The organism is Bacillus infantis, from assembly GCF_008180445.1.
GTDB classification, from domain to species: domain Bacteria; phylum Bacillota; class Bacilli; order Bacillales; family Cytobacillaceae; genus Bacillus_AB; species Bacillus_AB infantis_B.
The window spans coordinates 112319-127024 of sequence record NZ_VTER01000006.1; the positions used below are offsets into that span (position 1 = coordinate 112319).

At 45.5% G+C, this 14706-nt stretch carries 16 protein-coding genes; 3 read left to right on the forward strand and 13 right to left on the reverse strand.

Annotation, left to right across the window (positions count from 1 at the left end; genetic code table 11):
* Positions 1-3: 3 nt before the first annotated feature.
* Entirely contained in the window at positions 4-465 is a 462-nt protein-coding gene (locus FZD51_RS11825; RefSeq protein ID WP_148974964.1) for a DIP1984 family protein, read from the reverse strand.
* A gap of 291 nt (positions 466-756) precedes the next feature.
* Between FZD51_RS11825 and FZD51_RS11830 the strand changes: the two genes are divergently transcribed.
* Positions 757-1518: an SDR family oxidoreductase gene (locus FZD51_RS11830; RefSeq protein ID WP_148949937.1), complete on the forward strand. Its 762-nt coding sequence runs from the start codon at positions 757-759 to the stop codon at positions 1516-1518.
* 359 nt (positions 1519-1877) lie between these two features.
* Here FZD51_RS11830 and FZD51_RS11835 read toward each other — a convergent pair whose 3' ends face one another.
* Genes FZD51_RS11835 through FZD51_RS11845 form a run of 3 tightly spaced genes read right to left on the reverse strand, consistent with a single transcriptional unit; the run spans position 1878 to position 3665 of the window.
* A complete protein-coding gene (locus tag FZD51_RS11835; RefSeq protein WP_141195020.1) occupies positions 1878-2348 on the reverse strand; it encodes a 2-thiouracil desulfurase family protein in 471 nt (156 codons plus the stop codon).
* A gap of 14 nt (positions 2349-2362) precedes the next feature.
* Entirely contained in the window at positions 2363-3070 is a 708-nt protein-coding gene (locus tag FZD51_RS11840) for a hypothetical protein (protein ID WP_094767941.1), read from the reverse strand.
* A gap of 43 nt (positions 3071-3113) precedes the next feature.
* On the reverse strand, positions 3114-3665 hold the full coding sequence (locus tag FZD51_RS11845) for a GNAT family N-acetyltransferase (protein WP_148974965.1): 552 nt from the start codon (positions 3663-3665) through the stop codon (positions 3114-3116).
* 147 nt (positions 3666-3812) lie between these two features.
* Here FZD51_RS11845 and FZD51_RS11850 point away from each other — a divergent pair, with 147 nt between their 5' ends.
* The gene (locus tag FZD51_RS11850; RefSeq protein ID WP_148974966.1) at positions 3813-4982 is read left to right on the forward strand and encodes an acyltransferase family protein; all 1170 of its coding nucleotides are present in this window, start codon (positions 3813-3815) and stop codon (positions 4980-4982) included.
* 73 nt (positions 4983-5055) lie between these two features.
* On the opposite strand, the gene FZD51_RS11855 is transcribed toward FZD51_RS11850, so the two are convergent.
* The 3 genes from FZD51_RS11855 to FZD51_RS11865 form a co-directional block, all read right to left on the reverse strand.
* Positions 5056-6090, reverse strand: a complete 1035-nt coding sequence (locus tag FZD51_RS11855) for a DUF3231 family protein (protein ID WP_094767938.1) — start codon at positions 6088-6090, stop codon at positions 5056-5058.
* Between the two features lie 122 nt (positions 6091-6212).
* Positions 6213-6611, reverse strand: coding sequence for a cytidine deaminase (locus FZD51_RS11860; protein WP_009794465.1), 399 nt, complete (start codon positions 6609-6611; stop codon positions 6213-6215).
* A 178-nt stretch (positions 6612-6789) separates the two neighbouring features.
* Positions 6790-7356 carry a GNAT family N-acetyltransferase gene (locus tag FZD51_RS11865; protein WP_148974967.1) on the reverse strand — a complete coding sequence of 189 codons (567 nt, stop codon included), beginning with the start codon at positions 7354-7356 and terminating at the stop codon, positions 6790-6792.
* Positions 7357-7524: 168 nt separating this feature from the next.
* On the opposite strand from FZD51_RS11865, the gene FZD51_RS11870 reads away from it, so the two are divergent.
* Positions 7525-8013, forward strand: coding sequence for a CBO0543 family protein (locus FZD51_RS11870; RefSeq protein WP_148974968.1), 489 nt, complete (start codon positions 7525-7527; stop codon positions 8011-8013).
* Positions 8014-8056: 43 nt separating this feature from the next.
* Here the strand turns inward: FZD51_RS11870 and FZD51_RS11875 are convergent, their stop codons facing one another.
* From FZD51_RS11875 to treP, 6 genes are all read right to left on the reverse strand, one after another.
* Positions 8057-8782 carry a DUF421 domain-containing protein gene (locus tag FZD51_RS11875; RefSeq protein ID WP_148974969.1) on the reverse strand — a complete coding sequence of 242 codons (726 nt, stop codon included), beginning with the start codon at positions 8780-8782 and terminating at the stop codon, positions 8057-8059.
* A gap of 582 nt (positions 8783-9364) precedes the next feature.
* The gene (locus FZD51_RS11880) at positions 9365-10660 is read right to left on the reverse strand and encodes a TRAP transporter large permease (RefSeq protein WP_148974970.1); all 1296 of its coding nucleotides are present in this window, start codon (positions 10658-10660) and stop codon (positions 9365-9367) included.
* A complete protein-coding gene (locus FZD51_RS11885; protein WP_148974971.1) occupies positions 10657-11202 on the reverse strand; it encodes a TRAP transporter small permease in 546 nt (181 codons plus the stop codon). The genes FZD51_RS11880 and FZD51_RS11885 overlap by 4 nt, the downstream gene beginning before the upstream one ends.
* Positions 11203-11216: 14 nt before the next feature.
* Entirely contained in the window at positions 11217-12221 is a 1005-nt protein-coding gene (locus tag FZD51_RS11890; protein WP_148974972.1) for a TRAP transporter substrate-binding protein, read from the reverse strand.
* A 137-nt stretch (positions 12222-12358) separates the two neighbouring features.
* Positions 12359-13075 (reverse strand): trehalose operon repressor, encoded by a 717-nt coding sequence (treR, locus tag FZD51_RS11895; protein ID WP_148974973.1) that lies wholly within the window; start codon positions 13073-13075, stop codon positions 12359-12361.
* Between the two features lie 78 nt (positions 13076-13153).
* Positions 13154-14608 (reverse strand): PTS system trehalose-specific EIIBC component, encoded by a 1455-nt coding sequence (treP, locus tag FZD51_RS11900; RefSeq protein ID WP_094767933.1) that lies wholly within the window; start codon positions 14606-14608, stop codon positions 13154-13156.
* Between the last annotated feature and the right edge of the window lie 98 nt (positions 14609-14706).

The window sequence follows — 14706 nt, forward strand, 5'->3', positions numbered from 1 at the left end:
TAATCAGCGTTCCATCAATTCTGTTTTCCAGTTCAATTCCTGAATCCTTACATCCAGGGTCCTGTATCTCTGGGATAATTCATCCACAAACTTTTGGGTTTCTTTCACATCAATCATTGAAACATATTTGATTTCCGACCGTGAATAGCGGTCATGCCGGATGGTTGCCTGCCCCAGCAGGTCGCTGTAAATCGTTCGTTCCTGCCCGATCAGATCCCTGCTTGTGAGTGCGTCAGCGAGCGACTGCGACTGATCATAAGGGGTATGGATATTGGTGCGGTTAATGTTTTGAATCAGGCTTTTTAGTTTTACCAGGATCTCTGTCAATTCTTCCATTAACACCTGAGGCTCCTCATTCGGAAGATCCCCCTCCTGGACTCTCGCATTCTGGCTCAGCCGGTTCCTTAATTGCTCGACCCTCTTCTGGTAATCCGAACGCAAAATCAAGGCCTCTGCTAATTTCATAAATGACCCTCCCATTGTTTATACTATTATAGTTTCGATTCTTTCCGGCAAATTCCTGCCGGGTAAAACAGTTTGCTGGCTTGTATTGCTTCCAGAGCCTTATGATGATCTTGCAGAAGCCTGCTGAACCTTTCTTCGAAGGGGTATACAGTAATTGTGGATATCGCTTTATTGCGGGCAAATTCCAGAAATCGGGTTGTGGATATCTTAATTATCAACAATCATAGTGGGGATATCGCCAGTTTTATGTGGATAGCGGGTATCATCAATCGAATGAGAAGAGGTGCAAGAATGAAACTTACAGGAAATACCATACTGATCACAGGCGGCGGCGCAGGAATCGGGCTGGCTTTTACTGAGCGCTTTATTGCTGCCGGCAATACTGTCATTGTCTGCGGCCGGCGGGAAAGTGTCCTGCAGGAAGCTAAGGAGAAATTCCCTGGACTGATTATAAGAGTTTGTGATTTGGCTGTGGAATCAGAGCGATCGGCCTTGTTTGACTGGGTGGAGGAAAATCATCCTGAGGTAAATGTACTGGTGAACAATGCCGGGATTCAGCAGCGCTTTAATGTGCTGAAAGCAGATGCGAAGAAGGACTGGGGCTATTTTAACAAAGAAATCACTACAAATATTGAGGCGCCTTTCCACCTTTCAATGCTGTTCGCTCCATTCCTGGCAAAGAAAACGGAAGCGGCCATCATCAACGTGACTTCCGGGCTGGCGTTTACACCGCTCGTCATTGCACCAATCTATTCCGCTACGAAAGCAGCGTTCCATTCCTTTACCGTCAGCCTGCGCCACCAGCTTTCCGGAACACCAGTGGAAGTGATTGAAATCGCTCCTCCTGCAGTCAACACGGACTTAGGCGGTGCCGGACTCCATACCCAGGGCGAACCTTTGAATGAATTCGCAGATGGAATTTTTAAAGGACTGGCGGAGGGCAAAGAAGAAATCGGCTATGGCTCTTCTGTCGAACGTCTGCGTATGTCCCGGGATGAACTGGATGCACATACTGCGAAGATGTACCAGGCTATGAAACACACTATCGAATAGGTCTTTTCCCGCTTAATATCTCAATGGAGGGCTCAGTGCCGGGCCCTCTTCACTTTTCTTGCATCAATGGCAGGAAAAACTGCATAAAAAAACTGCTATTTTCTAGCAGTAATAGTTAACGCCCTGCGGAGTAAAAGAATATCCTGTTGAATGCTTTTCCTTACTTGGTCATCGCTGCATAGCATAAGTTCAACTTTTAAACGCCCAAGTTCTCTGCTGATCAGTAAGTGTTCCGCCTTACTAAGCATAGTGTAATCGCCCCTTTTTACATAGGAAGGACACTATGTCTGTTCAAGATTAACACTATTTGTTTCCCTTTACAATAATAGGAATCCTCCTTAAAATTACAGTCAAGTGTTTTATAGCTGAAAAGCTTCAAGCAGATCTTCCAATTCTCTTTCTGATAGTACTCTTATGCCATTCCTTTTAAGCAGGGCAGATGTCACCCCCCCACCTGCCACTTGCCCGCCTGTGAATTCTCCGTTGTAAATGACACTGCTGCCGCATGAAGGGCTGAATTCTTTTAACACGACTGTACTTACCTGCAGCTCTTCCGCTTTTTTAAGGGCCGCATAGGCGCCATTTATGTATAATTCGGTTACATCCCTGCCTGATTTTTCGATGACCCTTGCCGTGCCGTCCAGGACATCGCCTCCATCGCCGCCTGTAATTTCTGCAGGCTCCCGTGGCACGGGAAATCCCCCAAGCAGTTCGGGGCAGACGGATACGGCTTTCTTCTGATCAATCAATTGCCGTATCTTCTCATGCAGGCAATGACTGCCGTTGTATCTTACTTCCAGCCCCGCCAGGCACGAACTGACTAATAACAAAACAACCAACTCCATTATTTATTTTTAAAAAAGTATGAATGAAGGATTAAAGCCACAATGGCTTCTGGGCTGCTGTCTTCACGGGAATCAATCACAAAGACGCTGCTTAAAAGATGATGCCGCTTCAAAGTTCCGCACTGTTCTCCTTCCCGCGTCAGCGAGATTGCGGACGCTATCGCTGCTGCAGAGGAAAGATAGGTGTCATCATTGATCGTATACTGGATGGCTTCTTTTAAGGATGCCGTATTTTTCATATTAATGAGTGTACGGGCTTCGCCAATCCTTTCCCCATTTTTAAAGATGCTCCAATGTTCCTGGCTGGTCAGCCATTTCTTGCGGTGCCACCGCACATCATAGAGATCCTGGCCAATCTGGATCTCGAGGCATAGATACCAGTTAAATCCAATAATATCGCCAAAGGCATATTGCCATTTGTGCGGAAAATAGCGTCTCACATAACCCCGCAGCTCATCTCCTTTAAAAAGCGGCTTCCGGATGAGGAGCGTTTTTTGGATATTATAGTAGGACCACCCTTGAATATTTTTAGGCTGATAAGTCCGTTCTTTCTCCGCCAGCTTCCTGCTGATGATATAAACAGCAAGAGCTGCTGCAGGAAGCAGAAAAATGAGTGTAAACTGCATCGGTTCAAAGGCGCCGTAAACCAGCCAGCGGGCAAGCACTGCAAGCAGCATTAATACAAAAAGCAGGAGCATTTCTATCATCTGATCACCTCAATACTAGTACTGACAGCCCTTATAAAGGTTCCTATTTATCTGCTGGGTTTATAAGTCCATAATACACGAGGCTCTCATACCGGCCTTCCTTCCGTACATGGTCAGCGAGGATTCCTTCTTCCTTCATGCCGAGCTTCTCCATGACCCGCCCTGAAGCCGGGTTGGACTGGAAATAGCGGGCGAACACTTTGTGGTACTTCTTTTCTTCAAATGCAAACCTGATGACTGCCTCTGCTGCCTCGGTGGCATAGCCTTTTCCCCAATATTCCTCACCTATCCAGTAAGCCAGCTCGCCATGGCGGAAATTTTGGTTGTTGGATAGGGCAATCGCACCGTACAGCTTACCGGTTTCCCTATCCGTCACTGCCAGTTCATAGTATCGGTCACTGCAGAAATTATTATGATGATTCTCCATCCAGGAAAGGGCGTCATTTACTACATAGGGATAGGGCAGGTACAAAGTACTTTTATAAAGATTATAGTTGTCGCAGAGCCTGGCGACTGTTTCTGCATCGGAAACCTGGAACAATCTAAGCAGCAGCCGGTCTGTGGATATGGTTTTATTGACATGGTCATAAATCATCTGCAAACCTCCGTATTTTTTGTAATAATATACTATATTTGTAAATATTAATATACACTGAATAAAGGCAAGTAATCTATTGAAATATTGATATAGAACCGGCTGTGAGATATATAGCCGCACTGAACATATCTTGGGGGGAACTATATGGTACTGCCGGGGCAGGAGAAAAGCAGACATTATGATTTAGATTGGATTAAGGTATTAGCGATGCTGGCTGTATTTCTCTACCATTGTTCGATGTTCTTTAACTCATTTGAATGGCATATAAAGAACGAAGAAATCAATAGAACCTACATAGAACTGTTTTCCTTGGCTGTCGGCAATTGGATCATGCCTGTCTTTTTTGCCATTTCCGGGATCAGCACCTATCACGCTTTGAAAAAGCGCCATTCCGGAGCATTTTTGAAGGAAAGGGCGGACCGCCTTGGCATTCCGCTGCTTTTGGGTATTTTTATCCTCTCTCCTCCTCAAGTTTATATTGAGAGGCTGACCGGAAAACAGTTTGAAGGTTCTTTCTTTCAATTCTTCCCTCATTATTTCGATGGGCTGTATTTAGAAATCGGCGGGACAGGTAACTTTGCCTTTTTTGGCCATCATCTTTGGTACCTATTGATGCTCCTGATTTTTTCAGCCCTAACTCTGCCTTTCTTCCTAAATGAGAGGCAGAGACAGCATATTCGAAATGGTTCCTTTGCCATTTCCCATTACTTGTTTTTGCCCCTGCCTTTAACAGTGGCAGCTCTATGGGCGAATGATATCTTAAATTTGGCTAGCTGGGGGATTTTGTTTTACTTGCTGCTGTACGCTTATGGCTATTATTTTTTTGCCCGGGAGTCATTCAGAAGTTTTGCACGAAATAGCGGCAAGCTTACAGGTACGATCAGTGCAGTCAGCTTATCAGCCTATATTTTATGGGTATTCATGTCAGGCTTTCCCGCTTATGGGACTGCTGCCTTTTATATCTTCACTGTTATTCGCGTTCTTTTAGTATGGAATGTCCTGCTGTTCATTTTTTTCCTGGGGGATAGGCATTTGAATACTTCCACTCCAGCACTATCTTATGCGAGTGAAGCGGCCATGCCTTTTTACATTCTTCATCAGCCTGTCATAATCGTTTCAGGCTTCTGGATTGCTCATTTAGATTGGAGTATTCCTTTTAAGTTTGTTTTTCTTGCAACAGCTGCATTTGCAGTAATTATGATTTTTCATCATGCAGCAATACGCAGGTACAATGGACTGAGAATTGTATTTGGCTTAAGAAGACAGCATAAACTGGCAGTGCCTCAAGAAACGAATGTGGATAGAGTTGTATAGCAAGATTAGAAAACAGCCGAGCTTAGCTGCGGCTGTTTTCTAGTGCCTCCCGTATAGAAGCTGACTGATTTAACTATTTGGAAGCCAGGTTCTGCCTCTCCGCTGCTTCGGGGGGTTTTTCCATCCAGCCGTTCTCCATCATAATATCCGATGCTTCAGTGACAAATTGAGTGATATTCATTAGGGATTTTGAATATAAGAGTCCGATATCATGCCTGCCGTTTACAGCCAGTGAATTGCCGAATGCCCTGATCTTCATGGAGAACATATCCATCTTATGAAAAAGCATGAGCTTATCCGAGAAAGGGGCAAAGGTTGAATCTGTCACCAGGTCATCTAAAAAGGTTGGCGAAGGCAGATTTTCATCATGCAGCTTTTGCATATACCTCTCCAGAGTGCTGTGTGTGATGCTTGTCCCTTTTTGGAATAGCTTCCGGATTTTCTCGCTTTTGGCTGTTTGGGCAAAGGCCATGATAAAGGCTTTGCTCGTCACATTGTTTTCAATGTTGTCATAAAGATGGGCAATTTCCAGGGCGTGCAGCGGCCTGACGCGTCCCAGGAAGCCATTTAAGAAGTCCTTTTGAGCATAATCGACCTTTTCGGGTACAGGAATAAACGGGGGCTTAATGATCAGGCCTTTTTTCATGAGGATAAGTTTAATCTGGTCCAGCAAATCCATTGTTGCTTGAGTACAGTATTTTAGAAATTCTACAATATCCTGCCTAAATACAAGGGGATAGCCCACACTATAAATGCTCATCCCCGCTTTGACTGCATATTTCAAATAATGGACGTAATAGTCGTCATGAAATAAACGGGGAGCTTCTAAATTGACATCTTTTTCACTGAAAGCATCCGGTATTGGGAAATTCTCTTCTTTTAAAATTCCGGTCGTGGTATCCAGAAACTCATTGCATAGTTTTAATGCATTTTCCAATAGAACTTTAATATCCGGATCATCCACATGGCGAAGATAGTACGACAGGATACATTTGGACATGCTGTTTCCCATATAGGTCGCCCAAAGCTTCCCCATTTCTGCAGAGGTTAATGGCTCTTTGGGATCCGTCTTATTTGTTCCAACTTTGATCGGCTTAATCGTATTCATGATCGATCTCCTTCATCCGCTTTATTGTATTAGTATCAACCTCCCTGCGGAAACGTATTCTCTGTAAATATGCATAGAAAAAGCCTGCTTCGACTGTTCGAAGCAGGCTCATATGATTGTTTTTACATTTCCAGATCAGTAAAAGCGTAAGGCAATAGCTCTTTCAGAGGCAGTTCCAGTATATCTTTCTTTTCGTTCGTTAAGTAAACAGGCATATCCGGTGAGCAGAATTCTGCCAGCACCTGCCTGCAGATGCTGCAAGGCGGAAGAAAGTCAGCCGTGTTCCCGGAAACCGCGATTGCCTGGAAGTCTCCTTTTTTATAGCCATTTGCAATAGCAGTGAAAATGGCTGTCCTTTCAGCGCAATTCGTCGCCCCAAGGGAAACATTCTCTACGTTCACTCCGCTGATAACGGTTCCATCTTTCAGCAGCAAAGCTGCTCCTACTGGAAAATTAGAGTACGGTGCATACGCAGCCTGTTTTACAGCACGTGCACTTTCCATTAATTTTTCTTTATCCATCACAATCCATCCCCTCAAATAAGAATGAACCTTTCACAGTCCCCTTACGCCAATTTTTAGTTGGCAGGACTTATTATATTATATTTTCGGGAAAAGTTTGTCAATACCGAATATTAGTGAATATGAATCCCCTTGGATTTTCCAAAATATAAACAGTAAATTTTATCAGTTCCATTATTCAGCTGCCAGCATGCAGCTCCCAGTCTTTCTTCAGCAGCGAGTAAGAGTAATGGTCATAATACTTGCCGCGGAACAGATGCTTATCCCGATAGATTCCCTCATTTACGAAGCCGAGCTTTTCAAGCAGCCTGCTCGATGCTTTGTTCTCAATTGCCACATAAGCATTGATGCGGTTCAGGCCCATGCGGCTGAATCCATGTCCAATAGCTCCTTTCAATGCCTCATTCATATAGCCCTGTCCCCAATACTCATGCCAAAGATCATATCCTATCTCTGCAATATGATTAGTCCGGTCCCAGCAATGAAAGCCGCAGGTGCCGATCGGCCGCCCATCTTCTTTTTTGACCAGCATCCAGCGGTTATAGAGCCTTTCTTCCGGATTGCTATATGATTCAACAAATTCCTCTGCCTCCGCAAGGCATGTAAAAGGCTCTTCATCATACAAAAATTCACAGATTTTTTTATCACTGAAAAGCTGGTAGATAAATTTTGTGTCCCCTGCAATTGGCTTTCGCAGGAACAGCCTTTCTGTTTCAAGATCAGGAAATATTTTAGATGCAGCCATCAGAGAAAATCCCCCTTCACAGTATCCCGTTTGCCACATATGTATATTCTGCAAAAAGGGGGCCAATCCTTCATTTCAGCTGCCTTATTCTAATTGCACAAGATGAATACAACTTCCTCTTTCTTGGGATAGTAACATTAATAATTACACAGCCGGGAAGGATACAGCATGAATAAATTTGAGAAAAACACATTGAGATTTCTTCTTGTATTTGGATTGATTTCTTTTATCAATTTGATGAGGAAGCCTCCGGTAAAAGACTGGATGCTGATCTTTCTCTTTAAAGGATACATTTCTTCCATCCTCGACAAGCTGCTTGTCAGAAAAGGTTATATAACCTACCCAGTTAAGCTGGTGAAATCATTTGACGTCAGCTTTATTTTCGACTATCTTCTCTACCCGGTTACCTGTGTCTATTTTAATCAGGTTACAAAATCATCGAGCCCTATGGGCATTTTGATTAAGTCAGTCTGCTTCAGCGGCCCAATGGCTATAGTTGAACACTTTTTTGAAAAGAGAACAAGACTAATTAGATTTAAAAAAGGATGGAGTTCGGCTACCAGTTTCTATTCTCTTACCCTGACCTTTTTGATTTCCAGGGCTTTTATAGCCATTATACGAAAGGCCAGTAAGGCACCAGTTCCCGATAATAAGTAGGAGCTGGTGCTGCTGTTTTAAGGACCGCCGCAAGTATAATGTGCTAATGATACAAAGATGGAATGGATTGTGCCTGTTCATTTTTCAGAGAGATATGCAGTTTTTTTTCAGGGCTCATAGAAGCAAAGAATATCTCCTGCAGCCGGGAGATGCCCAGCCGGGACAGCTCCAAATCAAGCCAGTCCTGATCCACATCAAACCGTTCCAAAACTTCCCGGTATACCGTTCCTTCAACAATGACAGGAAAGGCAATTTGTGAAGTGCTTCCGGAAATATTCAAGTCTCCCTTTGTGGCAGGCAACTGTGCAGGCTTGAGCTGGACACTCAGCATTCCGTTTCCCTCCAGTATCCCCAGTTCCACATATTGAATGTCAAAGACCTGCTTATCCCTCAGCATTTGCAGGATGTTATCAATGCTGTAATGGTACTTTTTTAAATTGGCACTAAGGAATTTGCCTTTATGTATAACAATGACCGGCTCAAAGGTGATGAGTTTTCCGAATTTACGCTTTGAAATCTTCAATCTCCCAATCAGCCGCTGGAGAAGGCCGATGGCAATAATGGCAAAGCCTGTTTCCAGATGCCTGATGGAGGGATCAGCTATATCCGCCCCGGCCACCGCCCCCAGTGTAATGATAACAAGATAATCAAAAACAGGAAGCTCGCCAATCGAGCGCCTCCCCATAAAAAGAGTAATAAAGAGCAATAAAGGCAGAATGGTGATGATCCTTCCGAAAATAAGAAGGCAGTTATGCAGCAGATCTTCCATAATCTTTCCTCCTGGCAGATGATGACTTTAGTTTATCGGAGGAGAGCTGGAATTATACGGGAAATCAAAAGGGCCGCCTGGCCAGAGTTTAGTTTTCTGCTCCTTGCAGCTGAAGAGTGGGCTGCCAGTGAATTAAGGGGAGTTTTTGCTGTTAAATCCAAATCAGACTTGTTTTTTTGGAATATAAGAGGAGGTTTTCCCTCTATGCAAAGAAAAACTATCTTTTTTCATGGTTTCGAGTCATATAAGGGGAATTTCTCCCTCTATTTAAGCTGTTTTCAGCACTATTTTTAAAATAAAGGGAATCTTTCCGTCTATACATTTCCAATAGCAGATAATCTAGTTTCCTTGTTTAAGAATGTTAAAGTTAAAGGAGAATCGCCTGTCCAACTGTTCAGCCATTGAGTGCGTTTATTGAATAAGAATATTCAAAAGTAAAAAGCCTGGGATATCCCAAGCTTTTTTTGTTAGTTAAGCACTGTACTGTATATTCTGCTAAAACGTATGCTGTTTAGTCTGTGATCTTAAGCCTCCCCCACATTACCTGAACTGCATAAGGTCAGAGGGCAGCCCTTCTTCATTTTAAAGTCCAAACAGCCCCGGCAGCACCATGCTGACCTGCGGGATATAAGTAACTAGCAGCAGCACAACGATGATGGCAGCGTAGAATGGAAGCAATGGCTTCACAAGCTGCTCGATCTTCACCTTGCCGACGCTGGATCCGACGAACAGGGCGCTTCCGACAGGCGGGGTAATGCTTCCGATGCAAAGATTGAGGCACATCATGATGCCAAAGTGCACCGGGTCCATCCCGATGCTCGTGGCAATCGGCAGGAATATCGGCGTGAATATCAGGACTGCAGGCGTGATATCCATGAAAGTCCCGATAATCAGCAGGATGACGTTCATCAGCAGCAGGATCAGGATCGGGTTATCGGTCAGGCTGAGGATGCCGCTGCTGATGGCCTCAGGGATGCCGGTAAATGCCATGACAAGGGAAAGGATGGTCGATGCGGCGATCAGCAGCATGATGATGGCTGTCATCTCCACCGTTTCCATCAGCATCTTCGGAACATCCTTTATCTTAAATGTCCGATAAAACATCGAGAGAATGAGAGAATACGCAACCGCAATGGCAGCGCCTTCGGTTGCCGTGAATACCCCGGCAATAATCCCCCCGATGACAATGAACACGAGCAGCAGGCTCGGAATCGCGTCAAGGAATACTTTCATCACCTGGCTGAACGTAATCTTCGGTGCGATGGGGTAATTCTTTTTCTTCGCAATCACATATGCTACAGCCATGGTCGCAAGGCCCCAGAGGATACCGGGAATATAGCCGGCGATGAAGAGCGCGGCTATCGACGTCCCGCCGCTGACAAGGGAATAGACGATCAGCAGTCCGCTAGGCGGGATCAGAAGCCCTGTCGGCGCCGATGCGATATTAACCGCAGCAGAATACGCCGGGTTATAGCCTTCCTTCTTCTGAAGCGGAGACATGACCCCGCCGATTGCTGCTGCAGCGGCAACAGAGGAACCGGAAATCGAACCGAACAGCATATTCCCGACTACATTCGTATGGGCGAGCGACCCGGGCATCCTCCCGGAAAGGACCTTCGCAAAATTGATCAGGCGAATCGCAATTCCGCCATTATTCATGATGACCCCTGACAGGATGAAGAACGGGATGGCGAGCAGGGAAAAGCTGTCGAGACCCGCCACCATCTTCTGCGCCGCTGTGAATACGGCGATATCAAAAGGAAACAAAACCAGCATGGTGACAAGAGAGGCACCGGCGATGCTGATGGCAATGGGCACGCCCAAAAATAAGAGAAGAAAGAATACAAAAAGCAATAGGAGTCCTGCTGTGATTGTCATCCCAGCCCCTCCTTTCTATCCTTATCAATATGTATGGGCTCAGGAGTCTCTACTTCTTCTGAATATAAGTCCGCTTTTCGGTTTGCGGAGATTTCCCTGATGGAAATTATAGAATAAGCGGCAATCAGGACGCCGCTCACCGGCAGGGACAGATAAATATAGGCCATCGGGAGGCCGAGTGCGGCAGAATACTGCTCCATGGAGATCCCAACTGTTTTAGACCCGCCGACAATCATGACACATACAGCAAATGCCAGGACAATCAGCTCAATCAGGATAGCTGTGGCAAGCCTCTTCCTGTTTTCCAGCTTTTCTACGATGAACTCGATTGCGATATGCTTCTTGTTTCCGAAGGCATAAGCTCCGCCGAGCATGGAAACCCATATCAGCGAATACCGGAGAAACTCCTCTGAAATCGTACTTGGCGAATCCAGCGCATATCTTGTGAATACTTGCCAGATGGCCATCAGGACCATCACACCCAAGAGGGTGCAGGTCACAAAGGCAATGCTCAGATCGATCCATTTTTTCATAGTCTGCATGATTGCTCCCCCTTTTAATTGCCTTCAGCCATATCCCGGATTTCTTTATAGTATTTTCCGGTCGATTTCTTTTCTGCAAACTCCTTATGCAGCGGCTGAACTGCTTCCATGAAAGGCTCTTTATCCGGCCTGCTGAATGTGACATTCATATCTTTGGCGTCTTTTATCGCCTTCTCTGTCGCTTTCCGCCAAACCTCTTTATGGTAAAAAGAAGACTCTTCTGCCGCTTCTGTTATAGCTTTCTTCTGTTCAGCAGTAAATTGCTTCCATTTGCTTTCATTGATAATCAGGATATCCGGGATGATGGCATGCTCGCTGTAGCTGTACTGCTTTGCCACCTCTCCATGATTATTATCCGTCAATGCTGTTTCATTATTTTCCGAGCCGTCGATGACACCCTGCTGCATAGCCGTATAGACTTCACCGAAGGACATCGGCGTCGGCGACCCGCCCATCAGCTCAAGCATCTTCAGGTTTGTCGGGCTCGGCTGGACCCGTATTTTCAGCCCCTTCAGATCATCAGGATGCATAATCGGCTTATTTTTTGTATAAAAATTCCTTGTGCCTGACTCATAGAATGTCAGTCCCCTCAGACCGATATCAGTCGTAGTCTGGTAAACTTCTTTTGCGGTGCTGCTGTTCATCGCTTTATAAAAATGGTCTTTATCGTCGAATAAATAAGGAAGGCTGAACAATGAGTAGACTTCTGAAAAGTTCTCAAGCGAGCCTGCGCTCACCTTGGCAAAGTCAATCGCACCGGTCTGTGTCAGCTCAAGTGCCTCGCGCTCCCCGCCAAGCTGTCCGCTCGGGTAAATTTTGACCTTCATACTGCCATCTGTCTTTTCCTCTACCAATCTTGCAAACTCTGTCAGCGAAGTATGTATCGGATGTGTTGTTCCCTGATTATGGGCAAGCCTCAATGTGACGGTCCCTTCCTCCTCGGCAGCCTGCGCTGTACAGCCAGCCAGGATTCCTGCCAAGAGCAGAAGGATAATGCCAAACACCTTAAAATTCTTCATAAATCCCCCTCCAGGTTATGTATGCAATGTTGTATGATTTCCTGAAGATATTCCCTAAAATATGACTATTAAAACTGAGGGGTTTATAAAGAGCATAAAAAAATGCCGGAGCAAGGTCCGGCATTTCAAGATTTTATTCAATGGAGAGCCCTTCTGGCAAAGTCGGTGAAACGGAATTTGTCCGGACGGTGCCTGGACTCTGTGAACTGGAATAGGCTGGCATCGTTCAAGTAGACATGGCTCCTGATGACCACTACATTCTGGAAGCCATCAAGGTCCAGAAGGGATCGGTCCTCATCGGTTGGTTCCTCTACGATGATTTCTTTTTTGGCAAAGCTGATATTCAGGTTCAATTCTTTTTCAAGGTACTGATAGATGGAATCCCTGCAAATATCACCAGTCAGATGGGGAACATGCTTCTCAGCCAGAAAGTCGCGGTCAAGAATGATTCTTTCTCCTCCCATCTTTCTTGTCCGCAGGACGTCCCAGACCAGATCGCCTTCCTCCAGCTGCAGCTCTTTTTTAATAAAACCCCCGGCTTCCCCCAGGCTTAAGCCGTTCAGGATCGTCTGTGAAGCTTCACTCATCTTGCCTGCCAGCTCCTTGAAGCTGACCAGGCCGGACACTGGGAAATCGAATTTGGAAGAGTTGAGGACCATCGAGCCTTTTCCCCTGATTTTTTGAATATAGCCATTTTGAGCAAGGAGATTCAAAGCTTTTCGGATGGTCTCCCTTGAAGCCTGATATTCTTTTACCATTTCATTCTCAGATGGCAGAAAGGTTTCCGGTTTGATGCTCCCGCTCCTGATTTGCTCTGTGATGCTTTGGCAGATATCGAGATACTTCTTTCTCATAAAACAAATCTCCATTCTTCATAGTTTTATCAGGCAAAGAAAAAGGAAGGGAGAAACCCATCCCCCTTCCTTATGCAGTTAGACAGCTGCACTCTGTTTCTTTTGCTTTTTAAAAGTAAAATTCTTTACCCCTGTTTTAGCGAAGATGGTTGTCAGGACGAATGGAACGACAATTGCGATGATCATACAGATGGCAAATGTTCCGATATACTGCGCCTGGATGGAAAGAATTCCAGGCAGTCCGCCAACACCGATAGAGTTGGCCATGACGCCGCTCGCTACAGAAACAACGGCTGCAATCATCGATCCGATCATAGCAGCCAGGAATGGGAACCCGTATTTCAGGTTGATCCCGAACATGGCAGGCTCGGTTACGCCCAGGTAACAGGAGATGGCCGCAGGGATGGAAACCTGCTTTTCTTCCTCATTTTTGCGGTTGATGAAGATCATAGCCAATACGGCTGAGCCTTGGGCAATGTTTGAAATCGCGATCATTGGCCACAGATTCGTTCCGCCCAGCTCACTCATCAGCTGAAGATCAATAGCATTCGTCATATGATGCAGACCGGTTATGACCAGTGGTGCGTACACGAAGCCAAACACTGCTGCAAACAGCCATCCGAATGAAGACGTCAGGCTGGAGTAAACAACATCCGAAATCACTGAACCGATCTGCCAGCCGATAGGGCCGAGCACTGTATGCGCTATCAAAACAGTCGGCACTAGTGCAAGGAAAGGAACAACAATCATTGAGATAGAGTTTGGAACCACTTTGCGCAATCTTGTTTCCAGGAAGCCTAACGTCAGACCAGCCAGGATCGCAGGAATGACCTGGGCCTGATAGCCGATCATATCAATCTGGGCAAACCCGAAGTCCCATTGCGGTATATCTCCTGCCCCTGCCCCGGCAACGCCATAGGCATTCAGCAGCTGCGGCGATACTAATGTGATACCAAGGACGATTCCGAGAATCTGTGATGCACCCATCTTCTTGGCAACAGACCAGGTGATCCCGACAGGAAGGAAATGGAATATCGCTTCCCCAATCAGCCACAGGAAGGCGTGGACGCCAGCCCAGAACTGGGATATCTCAACAATCGTCTTGGTGCCATCTTCCACGAGCTTAATGTCACCGATTACATTTCTGAAGCCGAGAATCAAACCGCCGACTACAAGGGCGGGAATCAATGGTGTAAAAATTTCTGCCATATGCCCCATCATCCGCTGAAGCAAATTCTGGTTCTGCTTGGCCGCTGTCTTGGCTTCCTCTTTTGAAGTGCCTTCTACACCGGCAATCTTAGTGAATTCATTATAAAAGCTGGAAACTTCATTGCCGATGACCACCTGGAACTGGCCGGCTTGTGTGAAGGTTCCTTTTACAAGCTTGATGTTTTCTATTTTCTCAATATCAGCCTTGGATGGATCATTCAGGACGAAACGCATGCGTGTCACACAATGTGTCACCGCTGCAATATTGTCCCGGCCGCCGATATGCTCCAGCAGCTCATTTGCAGGGCCTGTATATTTTGTCATAGGTATTCCCCCATATTTTATAATCAGCATAAATATATAACAGCGCTTTCATTAACTTGTATATACAAATACTGAGCTCTCTTAAAATTTAACTTATA

Bases quoted from the DNA above. Each gene is read 5' to 3' on its own strand.
- FZD51_RS11825 (WP_148974964.1), bottom strand. From the start codon at position 465: ATGAAATTAGCAGAGGCCTTGATTTTGCGTTCGGATTACCAGAAGAGG.
- FZD51_RS11830 (WP_148949937.1), top strand. From the start codon at position 757: ATGAAACTTACAGGAAATACCATACTGATCACAGGCGGCGGCGCAGGA.
- FZD51_RS11840 (WP_094767941.1), bottom strand. From the start codon at position 3,070: ATGATAGAAATGCTCCTGCTTTTTGTATTAATGCTGCTTGCAGTGCTT.
- FZD51_RS11845 (WP_148974965.1), bottom strand. From the start codon at position 3,665: ATGATTTATGACCATGTCAATAAAACCATATCCACAGACCGGCTGCTG.
- FZD51_RS11850 (WP_148974966.1), top strand. From the start codon at position 3,813: ATGGTACTGCCGGGGCAGGAGAAAAGCAGACATTATGATTTAGATTGG.
- FZD51_RS11855 (WP_094767938.1), bottom strand. From the start codon at position 6,090: ATGAATACGATTAAGCCGATCAAAGTTGGAACAAATAAGACGGATCCC.
- FZD51_RS11860 (WP_009794465.1), bottom strand. From the start codon at position 6,611: ATGGATAAAGAAAAATTAATGGAAAGTGCACGTGCTGTAAAACAGGCT.
- FZD51_RS11865 (WP_148974967.1), bottom strand. From the start codon at position 7,356: ATGGCTGCATCTAAAATATTTCCTGATCTTGAAACAGAAAGGCTGTTC.
- FZD51_RS11870 (WP_148974968.1), top strand. From the start codon at position 7,525: ATGAATAAATTTGAGAAAAACACATTGAGATTTCTTCTTGTATTTGGA.
- FZD51_RS11875 (WP_148974969.1), bottom strand. From the start codon at position 8,782: ATGGAAGATCTGCTGCATAACTGCCTTCTTATTTTCGGAAGGATCATC.
- FZD51_RS11880 (WP_148974970.1), bottom strand. From the start codon at position 10,660: ATGACAATCACAGCAGGACTCCTATTGCTTTTTGTATTCTTTCTTCTC.
- FZD51_RS11885 (WP_148974971.1), bottom strand. From the start codon at position 11,202: ATGCAGACTATGAAAAAATGGATCGATCTGAGCATTGCCTTTGTGACC.
- FZD51_RS11890 (WP_148974972.1), bottom strand. From the start codon at position 12,221: ATGAAGAATTTTAAGGTGTTTGGCATTATCCTTCTGCTCTTGGCAGGA.
- treR (WP_148974973.1), bottom strand. From the start codon at position 13,075: ATGAGAAAGAAGTATCTCGATATCTGCCAAAGCATCACAGAGCAAATC.
- treP (WP_094767933.1), bottom strand. From the start codon at position 14,608: ATGACAAAATATACAGGCCCTGCAAATGAGCTGCTGGAGCATATCGGC.